25 protein-coding genes are annotated in these 20240 nt (G+C 45.0%); 20 read left to right on the plus strand and 5 right to left on the minus strand.

Annotation, left to right across the window (positions count from 1 at the left end; all coding sequences use genetic code 11):
• Nucleotides 1-35: 35 nt before the first annotated feature.
• Nucleotides 36-524 carry a hypothetical protein gene (locus ICN44_RS11730; RefSeq protein WP_216234495.1) on the plus strand — a complete coding sequence of 163 codons (489 nt, stop codon included), beginning with the start codon at nucleotides 36-38 and terminating at the stop codon, nucleotides 522-524.
• On the opposite strand, the gene ICN44_RS11735 is transcribed toward ICN44_RS11730, so the two are convergent.
• Nucleotides 514-1029 (minus strand): hypothetical protein, encoded by a 516-nt coding sequence (locus ICN44_RS11735; RefSeq protein WP_216264104.1) that lies wholly within the window; start codon nucleotides 1027-1029, stop codon nucleotides 514-516. The two genes, ICN44_RS11730 and ICN44_RS11735, sit on opposite strands and share 11 nt — an antisense overlap.
• Nucleotides 1030-1147: 118 nt before the next feature.
• Here ICN44_RS11735 and ICN44_RS11740 point away from each other — a divergent pair, with 118 nt between their 5' ends.
• Genes ICN44_RS11740 through ICN44_RS11755 form a run of 4 tightly spaced genes read left to right on the plus strand, consistent with a single transcriptional unit; the run spans nucleotide 1148 to nucleotide 4406 of the window.
• On the plus strand, nucleotides 1148-2353 hold the full coding sequence (locus ICN44_RS11740) for an MFS transporter (RefSeq protein WP_216264105.1): 1206 nt from the start codon (nucleotides 1148-1150) through the stop codon (nucleotides 2351-2353).
• Between the two features lie 33 nt (nucleotides 2354-2386).
• Nucleotides 2387-3073 (plus strand): dienelactone hydrolase family protein, encoded by a 687-nt coding sequence (locus ICN44_RS11745; protein ID WP_216234492.1) that lies wholly within the window; start codon nucleotides 2387-2389, stop codon nucleotides 3071-3073.
• 5 nt (nucleotides 3074-3078) lie between these two features.
• On the plus strand, nucleotides 3079-3888 hold the full coding sequence (locus tag ICN44_RS11750; RefSeq protein WP_216264106.1) for a DUF4239 domain-containing protein: 810 nt from the start codon (nucleotides 3079-3081) through the stop codon (nucleotides 3886-3888).
• A 17-nt stretch (nucleotides 3889-3905) separates the two neighbouring features.
• Nucleotides 3906-4406, plus strand: a complete 501-nt coding sequence (locus ICN44_RS11755; protein WP_216264107.1) for a hypothetical protein — start codon at nucleotides 3906-3908, stop codon at nucleotides 4404-4406.
• Here the strand turns inward: ICN44_RS11755 and ICN44_RS11760 are convergent.
• Nucleotides 4392-5714, minus strand: a complete 1323-nt coding sequence (locus ICN44_RS11760) for an APC family permease (protein ID WP_216264108.1) — start codon at nucleotides 5712-5714, stop codon at nucleotides 4392-4394. The genes ICN44_RS11755 and ICN44_RS11760 overlap by 15 nt on opposite strands.
• 114 nt (nucleotides 5715-5828) lie before the next feature.
• Between ICN44_RS11760 and ICN44_RS11765 the strand changes: the two genes are divergently transcribed.
• The 4 genes from ICN44_RS11765 (at nucleotide 5829) to ICN44_RS11780 (ending at nucleotide 8155) form a co-directional block, all read left to right on the plus strand.
• Nucleotides 5829-6014, plus strand: coding sequence for a hypothetical protein (locus ICN44_RS11765; RefSeq protein WP_216234488.1), 186 nt, complete (start codon nucleotides 5829-5831; stop codon nucleotides 6012-6014).
• A gap of 48 nt (nucleotides 6015-6062) precedes the next feature.
• The gene (locus tag ICN44_RS11770; RefSeq protein WP_370624903.1) at nucleotides 6063-6773 is read left to right on the plus strand and encodes a class II aldolase/adducin family protein; all 711 of its coding nucleotides are present in this window, start codon (nucleotides 6063-6065) and stop codon (nucleotides 6771-6773) included.
• 35 nt (nucleotides 6774-6808) lie between these two features.
• The gene (locus ICN44_RS11775; RefSeq protein WP_216234487.1) at nucleotides 6809-6991 is read left to right on the plus strand and encodes a 4-oxalocrotonate tautomerase; all 183 of its coding nucleotides are present in this window, start codon (nucleotides 6809-6811) and stop codon (nucleotides 6989-6991) included.
• A 150-nt stretch (nucleotides 6992-7141) separates the two neighbouring features.
• Nucleotides 7142-8155 (plus strand): 2-dehydropantoate 2-reductase, encoded by a 1014-nt coding sequence (locus tag ICN44_RS11780; RefSeq protein WP_216264109.1) that lies wholly within the window; start codon nucleotides 7142-7144, stop codon nucleotides 8153-8155.
• 66 nt (nucleotides 8156-8221) lie between these two features.
• Here ICN44_RS11780 and ICN44_RS11785 read toward each other — a convergent pair whose 3' ends face one another.
• On the minus strand, nucleotides 8222-9145 hold the full coding sequence (locus ICN44_RS11785) for a LysR family transcriptional regulator (protein ID WP_216264110.1): 924 nt from the start codon (nucleotides 9143-9145) through the stop codon (nucleotides 8222-8224).
• Between the two features lie 133 nt (nucleotides 9146-9278).
• On the opposite strand from ICN44_RS11785, the gene gcl reads away from it, so the two are divergent.
• Genes gcl through glxR form a run of 3 tightly spaced genes read left to right on the plus strand, consistent with a single transcriptional unit; the run spans nucleotide 9279 to nucleotide 12835 of the window.
• Nucleotides 9279-11069, plus strand: coding sequence for a glyoxylate carboligase (gcl, locus tag ICN44_RS11790; RefSeq protein ID WP_216264111.1), 1791 nt, complete (start codon nucleotides 9279-9281; stop codon nucleotides 11067-11069).
• Nucleotides 11070-11100: 31 nt separating this feature from the next.
• A complete protein-coding gene (hyi, locus tag ICN44_RS11795) occupies nucleotides 11101-11904 on the plus strand; it encodes a hydroxypyruvate isomerase (RefSeq protein WP_216264112.1) in 804 nt (267 codons plus the stop codon).
• Between the two features lie 34 nt (nucleotides 11905-11938).
• Entirely contained in the window at nucleotides 11939-12835 is an 897-nt protein-coding gene (glxR, locus tag ICN44_RS11800) for a 2-hydroxy-3-oxopropionate reductase (protein ID WP_216234482.1), read from the plus strand.
• A gap of 245 nt (nucleotides 12836-13080) precedes the next feature.
• Here glxR and ICN44_RS11805 read toward each other — a convergent pair whose 3' ends face one another.
• Nucleotides 13081-13356 (minus strand): hypothetical protein, encoded by a 276-nt coding sequence (locus ICN44_RS11805; protein ID WP_216264113.1) that lies wholly within the window; start codon nucleotides 13354-13356, stop codon nucleotides 13081-13083.
• A gap of 48 nt (nucleotides 13357-13404) precedes the next feature.
• On the opposite strand from ICN44_RS11805, the gene ICN44_RS11810 reads away from it, so the two are divergent.
• From ICN44_RS11810 to ICN44_RS11845, 8 genes are all read left to right on the plus strand, one after another.
• Entirely contained in the window at nucleotides 13405-14421 is a 1017-nt protein-coding gene (locus tag ICN44_RS11810) for a tyrosine-type recombinase/integrase (RefSeq protein WP_216264114.1), read from the plus strand.
• Nucleotides 14408-14824 carry a hypothetical protein gene (locus tag ICN44_RS11815; RefSeq protein ID WP_216264115.1) on the plus strand — a complete coding sequence of 139 codons (417 nt, stop codon included), beginning with the start codon at nucleotides 14408-14410 and terminating at the stop codon, nucleotides 14822-14824. The genes ICN44_RS11810 and ICN44_RS11815 overlap by 14 nt, the downstream gene beginning before the upstream one ends.
• A gap of 26 nt (nucleotides 14825-14850) precedes the next feature.
• Nucleotides 14851-15003 carry a hypothetical protein gene (locus tag ICN44_RS11820; RefSeq protein ID WP_216264116.1) on the plus strand — a complete coding sequence of 51 codons (153 nt, stop codon included), beginning with the start codon at nucleotides 14851-14853 and terminating at the stop codon, nucleotides 15001-15003.
• A 214-nt stretch (nucleotides 15004-15217) separates the two neighbouring features.
• A complete protein-coding gene (locus tag ICN44_RS11825; protein ID WP_216264117.1) occupies nucleotides 15218-17875 on the plus strand; it encodes a hypothetical protein in 2658 nt (885 codons plus the stop codon).
• Complete coding sequence (locus ICN44_RS11830; protein ID WP_216264118.1) at nucleotides 17872-18150, plus strand: hypothetical protein; 279 nt, start codon at nucleotides 17872-17874, stop codon at nucleotides 18148-18150. Before ICN44_RS11825 ends, ICN44_RS11830 begins: the two co-directional genes overlap by 4 nt.
• A gap of 123 nt (nucleotides 18151-18273) precedes the next feature.
• Nucleotides 18274-18687, plus strand: coding sequence for a hypothetical protein (locus ICN44_RS11835; RefSeq protein ID WP_216264119.1), 414 nt, complete (start codon nucleotides 18274-18276; stop codon nucleotides 18685-18687).
• A complete protein-coding gene (locus ICN44_RS11840) occupies nucleotides 18677-18985 on the plus strand; it encodes a hypothetical protein (protein ID WP_216264120.1) in 309 nt (102 codons plus the stop codon). Before ICN44_RS11835 ends, ICN44_RS11840 begins: the two co-directional genes overlap by 11 nt.
• A 193-nt stretch (nucleotides 18986-19178) precedes the next feature.
• The gene (locus ICN44_RS11845; protein ID WP_216264121.1) at nucleotides 19179-19457 is read left to right on the plus strand and encodes a hypothetical protein; all 279 of its coding nucleotides are present in this window, start codon (nucleotides 19179-19181) and stop codon (nucleotides 19455-19457) included.
• Nucleotides 19458-19488: 31 nt separating this feature from the next.
• Here the strand turns inward: ICN44_RS11845 and ICN44_RS11850 are convergent, their stop codons facing one another.
• A complete protein-coding gene (locus ICN44_RS11850; protein ID WP_216264122.1) occupies nucleotides 19489-19998 on the minus strand; it encodes a hypothetical protein in 510 nt (169 codons plus the stop codon).
• Nucleotides 19999-20240 lie beyond the last annotated feature (242 nt).

Raw genomic sequence — 20240 nt, forward strand, 5'->3', positions numbered from 1 at the left:
ATAAAGCAAATCCATTTTTTATTGGGCACAGTCAAATGTTTGGATTCCTAAACCCCTTCTCTAAATCGTCCCAGTTTCCATTTCAATTAAATGATGGCGGCAGGGAGGCGGCTGGCTTTAAAGGCGGCGCAGGAGATTGCGTTGTGAGATCAATTGCAATTGCTGCAAGCCTACCTTATATGCAGGTCTACGAAGATTTAAGACTGGCAAATGAGAGTTACGCCCAACTCAAAAATGATCGTCTTGCTAAAAGGCTCAATGCAAAAGGCGCATCACCCAGAAATGGTAATCACCGGAATGTATTTCATGATTACATTTTGGGTTTGGGTTTTGAATGGGTGCCCACCATGAAAGTAGGGGCGGGCTGTCGGGTTCATTTACGCCCCGAGGAACTTCCCAAGGCGGTACTGATTGCTAAAGTTTCCAAGCATCTCACTGCAATTATTGATGGCGTGATTCACGATACACACGACCCATCCAGAGGTGGAAATCGCTGTGTCTATGGTTACTATATTAAGAGCTAGTGGGATCGCCCTGATGGTGTTTTAGATTCCAGGCAGCCTTATATGAGTTAGTCATTCCAATCATGCCCGAAGTGGTCCAGGCAATGGAGAACAATCCCGAGAAGGAAATAAAGAAGGCTAGACTTTTCCAGCCCATTGGTAGGATGTCTGGAACAAATCCTACTGTGGTGTAGCAACTTCCCGCAAACATGAGAGCCTGTATGCCATCGTCAATTAATCCTATCTGCGTAATGTAAACCGCCCAGATAACAATCTCTATCAGATGAATAATGGCAATGAAGAGAAATGATAGGTAGAAATGAAAAAATACCCAGTCATATTGTTTTTTCTTGAGGTTTTGATTGGTAAATTTCTCAAAACGCATGATGACAAAATTAATGCCACTGCCATGAAAAAATAGAATAATGATCAGGCCCGCTATTCCAAATAAAGTATCCCTAACTAGAGGGAGAAGAGGAATCCCCACCAGGGTTGATTGAGTTATAGCGTCAGGGGTGATTAGCATAAATTTATTGAGATATTAATCAAGTTCAGATCAGCAAATATTCTTACCAGGGTTGATAATGGTATATCAAATAACCCAAGTAAAGTATCCCTTGAATAACGCCCTCCACACAGCTGAAATGAAGAAGCAAGAACGCTTCTTTTTATTTTCATTGGCGGGTATTCAGTTCACCCACATCCTGGATTTCATGATCATGATGCCATTGGGCCCTGATTTCATTCGGGAGCTCAATATCAATACGCATCAATTTGGTCTGCTGCTGTCTTCTTACACTTTTGCCGCTGCGATCGCAGGTGTATTTACCACCTATTACATTGATCGATTTGAGCGGAGGCAGTTGCTTCTGCGTTTGTATGTTTGCTTCATTATTGCAACGATAGCTTGTGGGTTTGCTCCAAACTATCACATGCTATTTATCGCCCGTGCATGCGCAGGTGCCTTTGGAGGCATTCTAGGATCTTTGGTACAGACGATTGTGGCTGATAGCATTCCTTTTGAGCGCAGAGGCAAGGCACTGGGTACCGTCATGGCTGCTTTCTCAGTTTCAACCGTTGCAGGCGTGCCTTTGAGTTTGTTCTTGGCCAACCACATTAGCTTTTTAGGCTGGCGCGCTCCGTTTATGTTTATTGGACTCATCTCCATATTGATTCTATTGATTGGATATCGCTATATCCCTAAAATTTCTGGACATTTGCATCACGTCCAGGAGGGTAGTCGCTTCAAGCAAATCTACGAAGTCTTTGTTGCCCATCGTCATTTACGCGCCTTTCTGTTTGTGGGGCTAATTATGCTGACTGGATTTACTGTCATTCCTTATATTGCCCTCTATCTCACCGCTAACGTTGGGATCGAAAATTCCTACATTTCCCTGATCTATCTTTGTGGTGGTTTGGCGACTTTGATGAGCTCTAGATTTATTGGACACATCGCGGATAAATATGGCAAGGTCAAAGTATTTCGCATACTAGCGATCATTAGTTTGATACCGATCCTAGTAACAACCAATTTAATACCGGTTCCTTTATGGGTGGTACTTGTTAATCAGACCGCCTTCTTTGTCTTGATTTCTGGCCGAATGATTCCGGCCATGGCTATTGTGAGCCAAATGGTAGAGCCCAAAATTCGGGGAACCTTTATGAGCTTAATTGGCTCAGTTCAGATGTTAGCTTCCGGCATAGCATCAGTAGTAGCAGGCCTGGTGGTCACAATTACAACTAATGGCAGGATGGAGCATTACAACCTAGTTGGTTATGGGGCTGCCGTTTGTGGCTTGCTCACTTTTTGGGTTGTGGGATATATTCATTCGGATACGAAAAAAGCGTAAGAACTAAAGAACTAAAGAACATAAGGAGACCTCATGATTGAATTTAAAAGACCCGATGGACAGAAGGTAAAGGGTTACTTGGCTGAGCCAGTGGATAAATCAACTGCTCCTGGCGTGGTCGTTATTCAGGAGTGGTGGGGTCTTGATGATGAGGTGAAGGCGGTTGCTGATCGTCTTGCTAAAGCAGGGTATCGCGCATTAGTTCCGGATTTATATCGTGGCAAGTTGGCGATTGAAGCTAATGAAGCTGAGCATTTAATGGGTGACCTGAACTTTGGTGATGCGGCTGGTCAAGATATTCGAGGCGCAGTTCAGTACTTAAAAGCTACTGGTAGCGCAAAGGTAGCAGTAACCGGATTTTGTATGGGTGGTGCGCTGACCATTTTGGCTGCTTGCAATGTGCCGGAGCTCGATGCCTCTATAGTTTGGTACGGCAATCCTCCTTTGGAATATGTTAATGCGGATGCCATTAGCAAGCCGATGTTAGGCCACTGGGCTATGCATGATGAGTTCTTCCCAATTGCTGGTGTTGACCAGTTAGAGCAAAAGCTAAAACAAGCAGGCGTGGATTATGAATTTCACCGCTACGATACAAAGCATGCCTTTGCAAACCCTAAATCGGATGCACGCGGTTTGGCTCCGCTAAAGTACAACGCTGAAGCAGCGAAGCTGGCCTGGGAGCGTACGCTCAATTTTCTACAAAAAAATATTAATAGCTAGGTCTTATGAATACTCCTTCCAAAGAAAGCCTATTCTTTAATTGGATATACAGAAGAAGTAATATCCAAATTCTGATATTGCTGATTATCTTTTTTGTTACTTTGCTCGATGTGATGCCGCGTGCTTTGCAACACATCCCGATCTTTGCGCCTACACAAGATAGCACTCGATTAGGTTTGGGTCTTTTTGGATCCATCATCACACTTAGTGGTCTCTTGATTGGTTTTTTGCTCAATCAAGCCCAAAGCAATTTTCGTGAAGTGCAAACTCTAGTATCACAAGAGGCTGGACGTATTAATAACTTAGATCGTTTACTCACGCGATTTGGTGATCCATCTATAGCGCCTATTCGTGTTGAGCTATTTGAATATATGAACTCCATTGTGAATGACGAGTGGGCTCTATTGCAAAAGGGTGAAGGTAGCACTAAGACGCACATGTTGTGGCGCGGAATTTCTAGAAAACTCATGTCAATCGAACCCCAAACCAATCGTCAAACGGCAATGTATACCGATATCATCAAAAAATCTGAAGAGGTTGCTGAGAGCAGGGAGGCTCGTATCGAACGTGCCAATATCCGTTTACCGGGCTTATTTTGGATAGTCATTTTGATCTGTATGTTTGCCTTGATGGGCATTAATACTCTCTTTTTGCCTTCAGATTCATTCTTCTTGGGACTGAAGATTTTGCCTATTACCATGGGTGCGCTGATATCTTTGTTGGTGATAACCGATCAGCCGTTTAAGGGTCAGAATTCAGTACAGCCCGACTCTTTCTATAAAATTATCGAATCTATTAAAACTCGTAAAGAGTAATATTTTCCTGAATCACTATGCACTTATTTTCTGAAAATCTCGCCGTAGAAATTTCTTCTTATTACCGTAATTTAGCATTGGGGCATGGAGTTGTTCCAAAGGTGTTTACTTTGGTAAATAGCGAGGGAGATCAATACCTATTCTTTATTGATGATCTTCCCATGAAGAGTGACGATGAGCAGAATCAATTTCTTGCATACATCGTGCAAGCACATGAAGCCGTTTGCTACGCCCGCGGGACCTTGGTCATTGTTGAAAAAAATCAACAGTTTATTGAGTTTGCAGTCATTGATCGGGATGATGCGGAGGCGATTGTCTGCTCAGCCCAGCTCACTAGGGATATAGACGATAAGCCGATATCCTTGGGTGAGTTTGATAAGACCTTGGTGAAGAAGGGTTCCATCATCTTTGGTGGCCTTTTTGAGCCGATTCAGCTATCAGAAGACAAGACCGAAGATTTTGAAAGTCTATGGGTGGAGATGAAATCTAAAATTTTGCACCGCTCAATGGGGCTTTAATTTCTTCCTCAGAAATTGACGAGAAGTTGCTTCAATTACGAAAGATCCGATTAGGGCGATCACTAGAGCAATTGCACTATTGGGCGCAGTCTCGATCACATTGATAAATAGGGTAGTAAACAAACTCAGGTTAATGACGATTGCGGCACAGAGTGGCCATAGTTTTGCGCCAGTTTGTTTGCGTACTCGAATGTGTCCGTAAGTAATGGCGGCATACACCAACAAAAAGGCAAGACTCGCCATTTTGCCCACAACATCTAGCGGAAATGCCAAGACCAAAGCAATCACTAAAAATGCGGATACGGTTAGAGCTCTGAACTCTGTTTTTAAGACCGAGTCCCCTAATGCCTTAGAAACAGAATTTTTGTGTGCCATATCAGCTGCAATATTGGATGCGGCAAAAATAGTGGCGTTAAGTGCAGCAGCGCAGGCCAAAAGGGCAGAGGCACCAATCACAACAAACCCTACTTTCCCGGATACGATTTGAGCTGCATCGGCCAATACGTGACCGTTGTAGATTGCCATTTGAGCGGGCGAAAGTAGCACTATTACTGCGGTACTAACTAGTACATAAGCAGTCGTTACTAAAATCAGTGCCGAGAACATGGCAAGAGGCAGCTCTTTTTGCGGTTCTCGCATGGCATTGGAAGAGTTAGTCACAACCCCAAAGCCTTGGTAGTTGATGTACAAGATACCGGTAGCAATCGCAATGCCATTGAGAGACCAGCCAGAAAAGTGAAACGCACCAATATTGGCCACATGAATGCCTTCAACAGAAAATAGAAGTAGGGCAAGTGTGACAAAGCCAATCGCTAGCATTTCTGCCTTGCCAACAATGTTGGTGCCCAATAAGTTAATGCCGGTACAAAGAATGACAATAACGGCGCCAACTATTTTTACTTCTAGTGAAGTTAGATTTCCGCCCAGTAAAGTGTTTGCGTATTCAGAGAACCCAGCAGCGTAAAGAGCGGCTGCAATCAGATAGGCAATGTATTGGAATATATTCAGGCCGCCAGAAATGACCCCAGGTCCAAAGCTCATCACCGTGAATGTGGCGGCGCCTCCGCTGCTGGGAAAAGTAGCGCCTAATTTAGCGTAAGAGTAGACAGAAAATGAGGCAGCTAAAGCCCCGAGTAAAAAGGCTAGGGGAATATGTGAGCCCGCATGAGCACTAGCAGTACCCAAAAGAGAAAACAACCCAGCACCCATCATTCCTCCGATGCCCAGGGCGGTGGCCGAAAAGAGGCTAATGCCTGCAGTTTTTTTGCTCTCTTTTTTGAGGAGAGTGGAGTCTATTTGTTCAGTCAATGTGTAAGCGAATGGGAATGGAAGTGGGTTAGGTGCTTCATCTTAAAGCTAATTTAAAGTCAATAATGACTTTGGGCTCCATCTACCCTAATTAAAATGGAATAGAATATTTCTATGGTGAAAAATATTCCCAAAAGCACCTATTCTATTGAGCCTGATAAGCCTGCTTCCTCTGAGGAAGGCCCTCATAATGCCGCGTCAGTGAAGGAGGATGAGATCAATGGCGCAAGAAAATCGACACTTTCTAAGCGTGAGATCATGGAGCAGTTATCTCGTGATAGATTTCCTTGGGAAGAGTAAATCTCAGGAAACTTGTAGATACACTATTAATTGCTTAATGGATAAATTGTGACAATTTCTCAGGCTGAAAAGCAAGTGCGCATTGATTTAGCATCCGCTTATCAACTCGCTGCATTTAAAGGGTGGGATGATGGTATTTATACCCATATCTCAGTTTGTGTACCAGGTGAAGCAGATGCATATTTAATAAATCAATTTGGCTTACGCTTTGATGAGGTCACTCCTGAAAATCTTGTCAAAGTAAATCTTCAAGGCGGGATCCTCTCAGGTGTAGGGCCTGTAAACAAATCGGGTTTTGCCATTCATGGAGCGGTACATATGGCAAGGTCTGATGCATTTTGTGTCATGCATTTACACATAGACTCCGTTATTGCAGTATCTGCGCAAAAGCAGGGCTTACTCCCAATCTCACAACACGCTTTGCGCTTTTATGGCGATATTACAAGCCATCCTTATCAGGGCTTAGCGTTTTCTGCTAAGGAGCAGGGGCAACTGATTGCTACCTTTGGAGATAAAAAGGCTGTGTTACTACAAAATCATGGCGGTATTGTCTGCGGATCGAGCATTCAGCAGGCATTTTATCTAATGGACATACTAGATAAGGCTTGCAAGATACAGTTACTAGCCGATTCGATGGAGAATGTCATCATCCCGGCGCCTGAAATCTGTCAGTTAACGTATAAGCAGTTATGTTGCGATGGCGATACTGAAGGTCAGTTTGAATGGCCAGCCTATCTAGGTTTATTGAATACAAAGTAAAGCACAAAGCTAAATACAAACCAAGGAGATTACTGATGCCATTAATTCAAATTCAGCTATTTGAAGGTCGTAGTGAGGATGTGAAGCGTGAATACGCTCAAGCAATTACCGAGGCAGCGGTCAAAATTATGGGTTGCTCTGCAGAATCTGTTGACGTTATTTATCAGGACGTTAAGAAATCCGATTGGGCTACGGCAGGTAAGTTGTGGAGCGATTAGACCCCTGAAGTAGTCAAGGATCCCCTAAAGATACTGCTAAGAGGGTTATTCCTTGCCGGAATATGAGATATTAAATCTATTCACTTCTCAGATTTATTCTCTTTGTGGATGATCCTGATATCAACATTTTTTGTTCTTATGGGGGTCTATATGAAAATCTGTGTAATAGGTGGTGGCGGAGCAATAGGTGGTTATCTTGCTACAAAGTTGGCTAGAGCTGGTAATCAGGTCACTATTGTCGCTAGAGGAGAAACTCTCGAGGCTATACAAAAAAATGGACTAACCCTTTACATGGAGGGGGAGATACAACCCCTCGTTGCTAGGGTCAAAGCGGTTTCAAAAATTACTGATGTTGAAACGCCAGATGTGGTGATGCTGGCAGTGAAAGCCCATCAAGTAGAGCCCGTTATCGATGACCTGGCTAAAATCATGGGTCCGAATACCGTTCTAATCCCATTACAAAATGGAATTCCATGGTGGTATTTCCAAAAGCTATCTGGTAGATACCAGGATCATCCCGTTGAAACAGTAGATGCGGGTGGCGCGATTATGAAAAAAATTAATCCAAACAACATTCTTGGATGCGTTGTCTATCCAGCTACTTACACTGAGTCACCTGGGGTTATTCGTCATGTAGAGGGCAATCGCTTTCCGCTTGGTGAGATTGATGGCACGGTGTCTGAACGTGTGAAAGTCATCTCGCAAATGATGACTGACGCTGGATTTAAATCACCAATATTGGAAGATATACGGGGTGAGATTTGGTTGAAGTTATGGGGCAATATGACATTCAATCCAATTAGCGCTCTTACTCATGAACATTTAGAAGGAATCTGTCAATATCCATTAACCAATGATTTAGCACGCAATATGATGGCCGAAGCACAAAGATTGGCTGAAAAATTAGGTATAGTCTTCAGGGTAGACATTGATCGTCGTATAGCCGGAGCTGAAAAAGTGGGTAAGCATAAAACGTCTATGCTGCAGGACTTAGAGGCTGGCAATAGTTTGGAAATTGACGCTCTTTTGGGTTCGGTGATTGAACTAGGGCGGATTACTGAAACTCCCACACCTTGCCTCAGTACTGTATTTGCTTTGACTAAATTACTGAATACCAAAGTTCAATCATCTCAAGGGCGTTTGAGTTTACCTATGGCTGCTTGAGCTTTAAATATCGAAGTCATGAAGTACCTATGTAATGATTTACCCCATCCTTTGCGGTGGGGTTTTTTATTCCGCTTTACCAGCCTCAATACCTTTCCACCATTCGCCTTTAAATTGACTCTGTAGCCAATCAATACATTGACTCACTTTAGTCGGCACATGTTTTGGCGATGAAAAAACCGCATGAATTTCTTGAGCGGGGAGAGACCAATCTTGCATCACGGGCTCAAGAACCTCGTCTTTGACTGATTGGTAAGCTACATACCAGGGAACTGCTGCTAAACCCATGCCAACCCTTGCAGCAGCCAAAATGGAAGATAGATTATTCGAGGTGAATGGACCTTTGACTTCAATAATTTCGCTTTGATTGTTTTTGTTGGTAAAGCTCCAGCGATGATCGCCTTGGGTGGTGGTGTAAATCAGTGCTTGATGGTTGCGAACATCTTCAGGTTTCTTTGGGGCGGGATGATCTTTAAGGTATTTAGGATTGGCTACTAAGACCCAGGGATTTAAGCCTAGAAAGCGGGAGCCAAGAGAGGAATCTGGAAGACGCCGCATCCGGATAGCCAGATCCACTCCTTGTTCAATTAGGTTGATGTAGCGGTCATCCATATCCAGGTTGACCTCTAGCTCAGGGTGGTGTGACATAAACTCCAAAATAGAATGCATGAGGACACGTCGTCCAAAGGCCACAGAGGAGCTGATCGTGAGCTTACCTCGCACCTTCGATTGCATCAGCGATGCCAAGTCATCCGCTTCTTCAATTTCTCGGGCAATCCCTTTGCATTTCTCGTAATAAATTTTGCCGATTTCGGTGGGGGTGACCCCTCTTGTGCTGCGGTGCAATAAAAGGGCGCCTAAGCGTTTTTCCATGCTGGCAACAAATTTGGTTGCTGTAGGCTGAGTAATGCCTAAATCCTCTGCGGCCTTGCTAAAAGAGCCTGTTTCAACAACTCGAATAAAGAGCGATATGCCTTGTACGCGATCCATGTTCAATTTTTTAGTGGCTGATAGGCACTTTTTACACTATTCCACTACGGAATACTAGATATAGATTTGCTGAGGTTCTCAAGTCGGTCAAATTTGAAGATCATTCACTCATTGCAAATATAGGAGATAAATCATGGCAAAGATGAAAGCCGCAATGGCAGCAGTTTTGGTAATGGAAAAAGAGGGTGTTACCCAAGCTTTTGGTGTACCAGGCGCTGCTATTAACCCTTTGTACGCTCAGATGAGAGAGCGTCAGTCTATTGCTCATGTATTAGCAAGACACGTTGAAGGTGCATCTCACATGGCTGAGGGCTATACCCGCGCTGCACCAGGCAATATTGGTGTTTGTATTGGCACATCAGGCCCTGGCGGTACCGATATGATTACAGGCTTGTACTCTGCGCAAGCCGACAGTATTCCTATTTTATGCATTACTGGTCAAGCGCCACGTGCGAAATTGCATAAAGAAGATTTTCAAGCGGTTGATATTGCTTCAATTGCTAAGCCATTAACAAAAATGGCAGTCACTGTATTAGAGCCTGCATTGGTTCCACGCGTATTTCAGCAGGCATTTCATTTGATGCGCTCTGGCCGTCCAGGTCCTGTATTGATTGATTTGCCAATAGACGTACAAATGGCTGAAATCGAGTTTGATATTGATACTTATGAATCTTTGCCAGCCTATAAGCCTGCGGCTACTCGTAATCAAATTGAAAAAGCATTAGAAATGCTCAATGCTTCTGAGAAGCCATTGATTGTTGCTGGCGGCGGTGTTATCAATGCAGATGCCTCTGACTTGTTAGTACAGTTTGCTGAAATTACCGGCATTCCAGTGATTCCCACTCTCATGGGTTGGGGCTCCATTCCAGATAGTCATCCATTGATGGCGGGTATGGTTGGATTGCAGACTTCACATCGCTATGGCAATGCCACGATGCTTGCAAGTGACTTTGTATTGGGTATTGGTAATCGCTGGGCGAATCGCCATACAGGCTCTACAGAGGTTTATTGCAAGGGACGTAAGTTCGTTCACGTAGATATTGAGCCTACTCAAATTGGCCGTATCTTCACTCCAGACCTTGGCATTGTTTCTGATGCAAAACTGGCCTTAGAGATGTTTGTTGAAGTAGCAAGCGCAATGAAAAAGGCAGGCAAACTCAAAGATAGAAGCAACTGGTCTTCTGAGTGCTTGGATAGAAAAAATTCAATTGACTATCAGCGTAAGACTAACTTTAGCGACTCACCGATGAAGCCGCAGCGTGTTTACCAGGAAATGGTTCAGACATTTGGTGAAGACGTGACATACGTAAGTACTATCGGCTTATCTCAAATTGCAGGAGCACAATTCTTAAAGGTATTTAAACCACGTCATTGGATTAATTGTGGTCAAGCAGGCCCCTTGGGCTGGACAGTTCCTGCTGCTTTGGGTGTGCGTGCTGCTGATCCATCAAGAAAGATTGTTGCCTTATCTGGCGACTATGACTTTCAGTTCATGATTGAGGAATTGGCTGTTGGTGCTCAATTTAAGTTGCCGTTTATTCAGATCTTGGTCAATAACAGCTATTTGGGATTAATCCGCCAAGCCCAACGTGGCTTTGAAATGGACTATTGCGTTCAATTGGCCTTTGACAACGTGAACATCCCAGAAAGTGCTGGAATTTTGAAAGGTTATGGTGTTGATCACGTAAAAGTAGTTGAGGGCTTGGGTTGTAAGGCGATTCGTGTAGAGCGCGAAGAGCAATTGGCTCCGGCAATCGCACAAGCGGAAGCTTGGATTGCTGAATTCAAAGTACCTGTCGTGGTTGAGGTGATTCTTGAGCGTGTGACGAATATCGCTATGGGCACTGAAATCGATAATATCAATGAGTTTGAGCCTTTAGCGCAATCTATTGAAGATGCGCCTACAGCTGTTCTTCAGGCATAAGAATCAATCACTTTTATAACAGGAATTATTTATGCCACGTTTTGCCGCAAATTTAACTATGCTATTTACCGAAGATCCGTTTTTGAATCGATTTGCCCTTGCGCGAATTGGTGGATTTAAGGCGGTAGAGTTTTTGTTTCCATACCCATATTCAAAAGAAGAAATCAAAACGAACCTTGATGCCTATGCACTGAAGTTGGTGTTGCATAATCTGCCTGCAGGAGATTGGGATGCGGGTGAGCGTGGTATTGCTTGTCATCCAGATCGTGTTGAAGAGTTCCGCTCTGGCGTTGCCAAGGCAATAGAATATGCCACCTACCTCAATGTAGGCCAGCTCAATTGTTTGGCTGGTAAAGTGCCAGCGGGAGTCGATAGCAAGCTAGTACATGAAACCTTTGTCAGTAATCTGAGATATGCTGCCGAGCAATTAAAAAAAGCCAATATCAAATTGCTCATTGAGCCAATCAATACTTTTGATATCCCTGGATTTTATTTATCCAAGACCCAGCAAGCAATTGACATCATGGATGAGGTTGGTTCGGATAATTTGTATTTGCAATATGACATCTACCATGCGCAGCGCATGGAAGGTGAAATTGCTAACACGATGCAAAAACACTTATCCCGTATAGCGCATATCCAGTTAGCCGATAATCCAGGACGTAATGAGCCGGGTACTGGCGAGATCAACTATGAGTATTTGTTTGGTTTGTTAGACCAGATTGGTTACAAGGGTTGGATTGGTTGTGAATACAAACCACTAAAAAATACAGCTGCTGGTCTAGGATGGATGCATCGTTATGAGCATTCGTATCAAGAGAGCGCTTACGCTTAAATAACTATAAATAAAAATTAGCAGGAATCAAAAAATGAGCAAACTCAAGTTAGGCTTTGTTGGCCTTGGCATCATGGGTGCCCCAATGGCGGGTCATTTGGTTAATGCTGGTCATGAGGTATTTATTAATACCCGCACTAAAGTGCCAGATAGCTTAGCTTCTACAGCAGCTATTGCCTGTGCTTCTCCCCAAGAAGTCGCTAGCAAAGCGGACATGATCTTTGTTATGGTGCCTGATACCCCGGATGTGGAAAAAGTCCTGTTTGGGGACAAAGGCATTGCTGCTGGACTATCTAAGGGCAAAGTCGTGATTGATATGAGTTCTATATCTCCGATCGCCACTAAAGAATTTGCCCAAAAGATCAATGCCCTAGGCTGTGATTACTTAGATGCCCCAGTATCGGGTGGTGAGTTGGGTGCTAAAAATGCCACCTTGTCCATCATGGTCGGTGGGGATGACAAGGTCTTTGAGAAGGTCAAACCTGTTTTTGAGCTGATGGGTAAAAACATTAATCTAGTCGGTGGCAATGGTGATGGTCAAACCGCTAAAGTAGCCAACCAAATTATTGTGGCCTTAAATATTGAAGCCGTTGCTGAGGCGCTCCTCTTTGCAGCCAAAGCCGGGGCCGATCCCGCTAAGGTACGCCAAGCCTTAATGGGTGGCTTTGCCAGCTCGAAGATCCTAGAAGTGCATGGTGAGCGCATGGTCAAAAGAACCTTTGATCCTGGATTTCGGATTGAACTGCATCAAAAAGACTTAAACCTAGCTTTAAATAGCGCTAGAGCCTTAGGCGTTTCTTTACCGAATACCGCAACAGCGCAAGAGCTCTTTAACTCCTGCTCAGCCCATGGCGGTAAAGCGTGGGACCACTCAGCCATGGTCAGGGCATTAGAGAAGTTGGCGAACTTTGAAATTGGGCAAAAGGCTTAAGGGCTATTGCGTAACAATAAAAAGGCCCAGCAGCTATATTTGTCTGGGGTGGTTTTGTAGACAAAGGCTAGCTAACTCCATAGCAGCCTTATAGTATCGAGCGCAGAGCGTCATCAATCCCTGTTAAATCTTGTTTGGTGCCCAGGAAGGGTACGTGACACTTCCCAAGTAGCCATATAAATCAAGAGTTTAACAGCCATTTCTCTACGGAATTTATGTAGTTTTATGTAGAGGTTGGCATGCTATTAATTTCCACGCAGAATATCACTGTGAAACTCAAATACTACTTTAACAACAACGGGCAGCACTACTTCCAGCGCTCTATCCCTAGGGCGCTGCAGCGCTTTTACGGTCATAAGAAGATCGTGCGCCACAAGCTGCCATCTATTCACTCGCAAATGCTTTTGGAGATGAATCGACTGGCGCATCACTACGACCAGCACTTTAAGGCGCTCAAGAGCGGCCAGGGCGGTACGCCATCCCAAATTCAAGAGCAGGCGGTTGCACTCCTTGCCAGCCATGGCGTACTACCGGGCGCGGCAAACACGCCAGCTAGGGTGCCGGAGGGAATGTATGAATACCCGCACCTAGACTACATTGAGGATTACCTGCGCGATAAGAAGCAGGCGGGAACCATGACCAAGGTCGACGAACTCGCCCAGCTGCTGCTTAGCAAGCCCATGCCGATCCTCCTGTCTCAGGCGACCGACGTCTACTTTGAGAATCACGAGCACGGCACATCAGAAAAGTTCAAGAAGAACACCCTCAAGCGCTGGAAGAATATCTACGATGTCACCGGTGGAGACATTGCGCTAGCTGATGTGACCCGAGAGATGGCGCGTCGCTACATCAAGCACCGACTAACTACCGTCAAGACGACGACCGTTGAGCGTGAGCTAAAGACTATACGCGCTGTCATTAACAGCGTGATTAAGGAGAAGTCGTTAAATCTTAGTAATGAGTTTGAGCGCCTCACCATCCCGAAAAAGGGCAAGGACAGCGTAGCCCGTAAACCCTTTAGCCAAGACGAATATCGCAAGCTCATCGCTAGCTGTATTAGCAAGGGTGACGAGATTAGAGTCTTGATTCTGGTCTGCTGCTTGACGGGCGTTCGGCCCGCCGAGGCTGCTGGCTTGCGTCGTGAAGACCTTTACCTAGATGAAGAGTACCCTCACTTTGATGTGGTGGAGTATGGCAGCCGAACCCTCAAGACCAAGAACAGTGTGCGCAAGGTCCCACTCATTCCTGCTGCAGCCAAAGTTCTGGCGCAGTATTTAGAGACCCATACTTATAGCGTGGTCTTTCCCCGGTACTGTGACGGCAATGAGGTCTTAGGCGATAACGTGAGCGGGGCAACTAATCGTTATATTGCATCGTTGGGCATTAGCAAGACCCTCTACTCGGCACGCCACACCGTTAAGACATTGCTCGATCAGGCAGGTACACCAGAGTATCTGGCTGAATCGATTGGTGGCTGGGGTAAGCCATCCATCAGCCGTGGCTACGGTGACGGACACTCCTTGGCCAGAAAATACGCAGCATTACAAAAGGCGCTCACTACGGTGTTGGTTAATGAATCAGAGTGAGATGAGCGCGCTTAGCATCAAAGAGCGGGCAGACTACTTGCGAGAGCGTGGTAAGGCTAGCCCTGCATTGAGGATTGCCAAGACCGCCTTTGACCACGCCTCTAAGGTGCGCTTAAAAAATACGCCAAAGCATCAAATCTTGGAATGGATTGGTAATAATGTCCTAAAAATCGATGAGTGCGAAGATAGGGAAGAAAACAAGGAAGAGGCGCGCCTGTTTTGCTTTACGGCCTACGAGTCGGTCCAAAAACGCATCCTCTCGAGCAAGGACGAGGCGGGTGGCAACGCCGCCGGAAACGCCAAGCAGTCGAAGGACGGCTACAAGCGCAAGCTGCCTGTCCACGTCCTGGGTAACGAAAATCGCCTTTACAGCGGCTCCGATGATGATCTGGACTACGACTAAAAATAAATATTCATATTTGGGGCGGATTGACGTCAGCAATATGTAGTGGAAAGTATGAAGAGGTAAAAAGCAGTTTTGTTGTGGCGGCTCAGTGCAGATGGGCCAGCAAGCAGGCAGTGCTTTGTGGTGAGATTCCACATAAAACGGCTCAAGGTCACCGAGATAAGCGCGGTGGCTAAGAGAGAGGGCAGGGGCGCCCACCAACTGCATTGTTAAGTTGCGGCTTTGCAGTAAGCCTAGGTGTGACACCGTGAACGGTCCGTGGAATAAGGCCAATCAGAATGTAAGCATGCGGCCCAAGAACTTGGGTGAGAGTGTGCAAAAAACGTATCCATAAGCACGCGACACAACATCCCAGCCACTAAGGCTGGAATACGCTTTGGAGTTTTCATAATGCATTACACATTCACGCTGCTGAGCAGCGCAAAACCGTCTGTTGTATCTAAAGTCTTTTCCTTAGACGAGCAGGCAAACCTCAAAAAATCAACATCAGCAAATATTGTTCAGGCTAAGTGTGAGCTTAGGTCTGTGGAGAACCTTACGCAGTTTGGCGATCTACTTGACTCTTTGCTCCACAACCAGTGCTTGGTTTACGGTACTGCGCCACAGAAGGTTACTGAGATTGTCACTACCAAGGCCTGGGAGGAGGGTGGTAGGCCAGCCCATCAATCCCCCAGGGCAAAAGAACTATTTGGGTGGCCAGATGGCGGAGGCATCTTAATGCTCGACTATGACGCGCCCAAGGATGGAGCGCGTGCTCACAGTGCGAGTGAAATTATTGCTCAGCTTATTGGCGCAGTTCCAGAGTTAGCTGACGTACAAATTTTGATGATACCGAGCACCTCAAGCTGTCTTTACTATAAGGACCAAGAGCTTGTAGGGGTTAAGGGCATACGCTTTTATATTCTCGTAGACGATGCTCAAGATATTGAGCGTGTGGGTGAGATTATCAACGCACGTCTTTGGCTATCAGGTGTTGGATGGTACGAGGTCAGCGAGTCGGGTTCGCTTTTGGAGCGTCCACTGTTTGATCAGTCTGTTTGGCAGACTAACCGGATTGACTTTTGTGCTGGAGCAAAGTGCAACGATGGCATTGAGCAGCGTAGAGGCGCTCCTAAAATAATCTCTGGCAAAAATCCCTCTTTCAATTCAGTCCTCCTATCAGATTTATCTGTTGCATCGATGTCCGTGGTGCAGGCAAATAGGGCTAGAGCACGCAATGCCGTCCTAGACTTTGCTGACGTTCAAAAAACAGCTTGGGTATCAAAGCGTCTACATGATTACCGAAACCTTAACCCGCAATTTGGCCACGCTCAGCTGCAGAATATGGTCTATCGCGCCATTGACCAAAAAGAGCTACAGGGCGACTGGCGCGTAATAGTCAAAACTAGGGATGGCGAAGAGGAGCTAACGGTTGCCCATCTGCTTGAAAATTCTGAGCAATACAACGGCTGCGTGACACTTGACCCACTTGAGCCTAACTACGATGGTAGAAGATTTGTGGGCAAGCTCTTCCTGGGTAGTGCGTTTCCAAACCTGCATTCATTTGCGCATGGCGGCGTTAACTTTAGACTTTTTAACCGTCCGATCAATATTGAAATTCTCGATGGTAAAGAGGCTGAAGTTATTGATGCGACCTTAGAAGTGATGAGAAGGACGCCTAATCTTTTTGACTTTGGCGATAGCCTAGTAGAGGTTACGGATGATATGAGAATCAAGCAGGTTAGGGAATCAAATCTGCGCTACCTCCTTGGAAAGTGTATTCAGTTTCACCATGACCACAAGCTCAAGAATCCGCCACCTACTCTTTGTAAAAGTATCGTGGAGATTAGCCGACATCTTAAGGAGCTAAAGGCGGTAGTTTCGTCGCCCACGCTTAGGCCGGACGGCTCGGTGTTAGCAACCAAAGGGTATGACGAGCGCACTGGTTTGTTACTGAGTACTCAGGACGCATTGGTTCCTGTTCCAGAATACCCAACTGAAATGCAGGCCATCAAGGCCCTTAACCTTTTGATGGAGCCATTTAATCAATTCCCGTTTGTAGATGAGCTGGCAAGGTCAGTACATCTAGCTGCACTTCTAACGGTCGTGGTTAGGCCTTGCCTGCCAACTTCACCAGGGTTTGCTTACGACGCGCCAGTCCAGGGCAGCGGCAAGAGTTTGCTTGCAGGTTGTGTTGAGGTTTTGGGTAGCGGGCGCGAGCCAACAATATGGCCAGATGTGGATGTTAGGAATGTTGACGAGGTTAGAAAGCGTGGCTTTACGGCAATTCGTAGCGGGGATAGAACAGTCATCTGGGATAACGTTGTTGGTGAGTTTGACTCTGCTGCGCTTGCTGGAATGATGACATCACAGATGATCAAAGAGCGTTTATTTAACACGCAGACTGTGCTTGAGGTTCCAAACAAGACGTTGATGATCTTTACTGGCAATAATTTCTCGCCGGTAAACGACATGAGTCGCCGGGTCTTAATTTGCCGAATCGACCCTCAGACCGAAAGGCCCCAGGCTAGAAGTTTTGACCTCAACCCGAAGGACGTGTGCATCTTTGATCGGCAGCGCATGGTCTCTGCGGCGCTGACACTCATTCGTTTTTATCTTAGCAGTGGCGCCAAGAAGATAGGGGACACCGGTTCATTTTCAGAGTGGGACACGTTTGTGAGGCAAACAGTCATACACATTGGAAAAACCATTGCTCCAAGCCAATACGTAGACATTGCCAAATCAATTGAATTAAATCAAGCCGAAGATCCAGAAATTGAAATGCTTATTCAGCTTTTTCAAGAGTGGTTAAAGACTTTTGGATCTGAGTGGGTGACAGCAAAGCAGGTCATCAGTAAGGCTACCAATGACTGGACTGATGTCGAGCCAAAGGAATTACGAGAGTCACTACAGCAGCTTGTAGGACCAAATTGGGCGTCATCAAAGTCACTAGGAAAGGCCCTTAAAAAAAGAAACGGAAGATTAATCGCCGGGATGAAGCTTGAATGCCACAGCTCAGGCGGAGATAACGCCAAATCATGGCGCATAACAAAGAAGGAGACAAAGTGAATCATAAAAACAATCCAATGCTTGTATTAACCCCGGAAGAAACAATCCGACTTAAGGAGCTCTGGAGTCTTATACGCAGTCAGGTAGAAGAGCAGCGCGACAACTTTGTGTGGGTCAGGTTATGTGGTGAAAGGGCGCGCTTATCCAGAAAGCAGCTATGGATGGTGGTCTCAACACTAGCGAACCTCTTGGAGGACCAACCCCTACCGCTGTTTTTATATGGGTACCTAGAGTGTGATGTGCGTGATGGCAATTTAAATCAAATTAATCAATAAAAACGGTTTCTACGGTTTAAACGGTTTACTTACTACTCAAGCAATATTTAAAGAAGTAACTATTGAGTGTGAAACAAACCGCAAATACCGTACAAACCTTTATGAACTTAAAGGAATAATGAAATGACAAACTTTAAAACAACAACAGACGATTACAGTGAGATTGATATTTATGGATCTCAAGAGTGTTACGAGAGAGTTATGAATGCTTTGTATGACTACAGCGAGGACCATTTAACCCTTCATAAATCCTACAGGAACGCCCTGGAGCTTGTACGAAGGGCGGTATGGCGAAACTATGGCAAGGCCACCTACTTAAAGTATGAGGAAGAAATTCGCCATGAACTATTCAATGAATTACTTAGCTTTACAGAGTATTCAGCAATTGAAAGTTTGAGATATTGGTATGAGTATGAGGGCGGCATTCGTAAATTTCACGAAATTGAGTTGAAGTCATTTGAAGCTCTTGACTGTCTGTATGCAAACTGTGTTGATTTGAGCTCAGAGGACATTGGGGGTGACGAGAATGTCCACTAGCAGTAATGACTACAGCTCTTGTCCTCGCTACCAACGTTGTAGTGCCGCAGTGTGCCCACTCTGGCGTCCTATTCTCGAGCAAAAGATGGTAAAGGGCGAACGAGTATGTGGGGTACTCCTTGAGTACCAGAAGTCGCATTCCAGAGTATTTTTAACTACCCACTACGGCACCAAGATGATGCAGGTCATGGCGCAGGCTACCGATCAGATTAATAGCTGTGGTGGGTATCTTCTTCGATCAGCACTGACTCGAGCTGCAAGTACGGGAACTAGGCTGACATTCATGGGTTGCAGTTAGGTCAGATGCGGACGCGAGGGATTAAGTCAGGGTTGGGCTAGGTTTTCTGATGCCCAGTCCCGATTATTAACAAAGTAGCACAAATTAATAGCCCGCTGAATCAAGTATGTTCTTAAAGATTCACCGTTTGATATTCACTAAATTTAAACGCGAATGAGCAGATGTAAATAATTAACCAAAAAGGAATAAAAAAATGGCAAATAAACGATCAAAAAAGAGAAATCTACTTACTCTGGACGCAGATCTAACTGAATTAGCCTATCAACTTCATGTAAATGCAAGTCGTCTAAGAGAAACGGCAACGCATATAAACATACCAGCGGCTTTTAGGATGCAACTTCTTAGGCGGGTTCAGAGTGATATGAATCTAGCTAAAAGTCTTGGTTTAGAGCTAAGCATTCCGGAAGTAGAGGTATTTTCAAACAAAGACAGCACTGAGAAGGCAGCAGAATCGCTTGGGCTTTTCGATTAATGTCTATCAATCTAAGACCCTTAAGAAATATTCATAATCCTGCATAAGGCTGAAGTCGGTATCGGTTATTCCCAAGGTCATTAACCATTAAGCCCAATGATTGAGCTTTTTGAATAACCACTCTAGGGCTGAGTAGTTCACCCCCAGGCTTAAAATCAAAGTCAATGCAATAGCCGTCGTATTCCATTTTGTTGATTGACTCTTTACCCAGGGCAGTTTTTAGCTGTTGAAGTTTGCCAGCCATTGCAACAAAATCAGCGTCTGTAGCGAGACTTTTCTTACGTGCTTCCTGAGTTGCCTGTTTAACAAATACCTCAGTGATTGAGGTATCACCTTTGCTTTGAGTAATGATAGAAACGGTTTCAGGCGCCAAGAATTGGACAGTACTCAGATCCATATTACGCTTCCAGCGCCAATTATCTATAGCAAGCCAGGATGTATAAATCCCTAGCCCTAAAAAAGTACTACTCACTGCATATATCGCCCAGCGCATCGGAGTTACCCATAAGCCTTGATCCTTCCATGATGTGTTAGCGCCCAAAGACCCAATCAAAGACGAGCTTGGATTTTTAAACCAATCGAAAGCATTTTTTTTAGTGGACTTAGCTGCTCTTGGTGCAGCTAACAGTAGATTAATGCCAGCTGCAGCTATATCAGTGAACTGCTGTCAATTTAGGTCCACTACCAAAGAGAGTTTTTCTATAGTAAATCATTGCAGCAACATGGGTTGATTTTGTATTATTTGGGGTACTTGGGTTTGGGGTGCTGGTGGTCTGTAACCTA

The organism is Polynucleobacter sp. JS-Fieb-80-E5, assembly GCF_018882015.1.
GTDB lineage: Bacteria > Pseudomonadota > Gammaproteobacteria > Burkholderiales > Burkholderiaceae > Polynucleobacter.

Bases quoted from the DNA above. Each gene is read 5' to 3' on its own strand.
- ICN44_RS11730 (WP_216234495.1), top strand. From the start codon at position 36: ATGTTTGGATTCCTAAACCCCTTCTCTAAATCGTCCCAGTTTCCATTT.
- ICN44_RS11735 (WP_216264104.1), bottom strand. From the start codon at position 1,029: ATGCTAATCACCCCTGACGCTATAACTCAATCAACCCTGGTGGGGATT.
- ICN44_RS11740 (WP_216264105.1), top strand. From the start codon at position 1,148: ATGAAGAAGCAAGAACGCTTCTTTTTATTTTCATTGGCGGGTATTCAG.
- ICN44_RS11745 (WP_216234492.1), top strand. From the start codon at position 2,387: ATGATTGAATTTAAAAGACCCGATGGACAGAAGGTAAAGGGTTACTTG.
- ICN44_RS11750 (WP_216264106.1), top strand. From the start codon at position 3,079: ATGAATACTCCTTCCAAAGAAAGCCTATTCTTTAATTGGATATACAGA.
- ICN44_RS11755 (WP_216264107.1), top strand. From the start codon at position 3,906: ATGCACTTATTTTCTGAAAATCTCGCCGTAGAAATTTCTTCTTATTAC.
- ICN44_RS11765 (WP_216234488.1), top strand. From the start codon at position 5,829: ATGGTGAAAAATATTCCCAAAAGCACCTATTCTATTGAGCCTGATAAG.
- ICN44_RS11775 (WP_216234487.1), top strand. From the start codon at position 6,809: ATGCCATTAATTCAAATTCAGCTATTTGAAGGTCGTAGTGAGGATGTG.
- ICN44_RS11780 (WP_216264109.1), top strand. From the start codon at position 7,142: ATGAAAATCTGTGTAATAGGTGGTGGCGGAGCAATAGGTGGTTATCTT.
- ICN44_RS11785 (WP_216264110.1), bottom strand. From the start codon at position 9,145: ATGGATCGCGTACAAGGCATATCGCTCTTTATTCGAGTTGTTGAAACA.
- gcl (WP_216264111.1), top strand. From the start codon at position 9,279: ATGGCAAAGATGAAAGCCGCAATGGCAGCAGTTTTGGTAATGGAAAAA.
- hyi (WP_216264112.1), top strand. From the start codon at position 11,101: ATGCCACGTTTTGCCGCAAATTTAACTATGCTATTTACCGAAGATCCG.
- glxR (WP_216234482.1), top strand. From the start codon at position 11,939: ATGAGCAAACTCAAGTTAGGCTTTGTTGGCCTTGGCATCATGGGTGCC.
- ICN44_RS11805 (WP_216264113.1), bottom strand. From the start codon at position 13,356: ATGGCTGGCAAGGAGTGCAACCGCCTGCTCTTGAATTTGGGATGGCGT.
- ICN44_RS11810 (WP_216264114.1), top strand. From the start codon at position 13,405: ATGTATGAATACCCGCACCTAGACTACATTGAGGATTACCTGCGCGAT.
- ICN44_RS11815 (WP_216264115.1), top strand. From the start codon at position 14,408: ATGAATCAGAGTGAGATGAGCGCGCTTAGCATCAAAGAGCGGGCAGAC.
- ICN44_RS11825 (WP_216264117.1), top strand. From the start codon at position 15,218: ATGCATTACACATTCACGCTGCTGAGCAGCGCAAAACCGTCTGTTGTA.
- ICN44_RS11835 (WP_216264119.1), top strand. From the start codon at position 18,274: ATGACAAACTTTAAAACAACAACAGACGATTACAGTGAGATTGATATT.
- ICN44_RS11840 (WP_216264120.1), top strand. From the start codon at position 18,677: ATGTCCACTAGCAGTAATGACTACAGCTCTTGTCCTCGCTACCAACGT.
- ICN44_RS11845 (WP_216264121.1), top strand. From the start codon at position 19,179: ATGGCAAATAAACGATCAAAAAAGAGAAATCTACTTACTCTGGACGCA.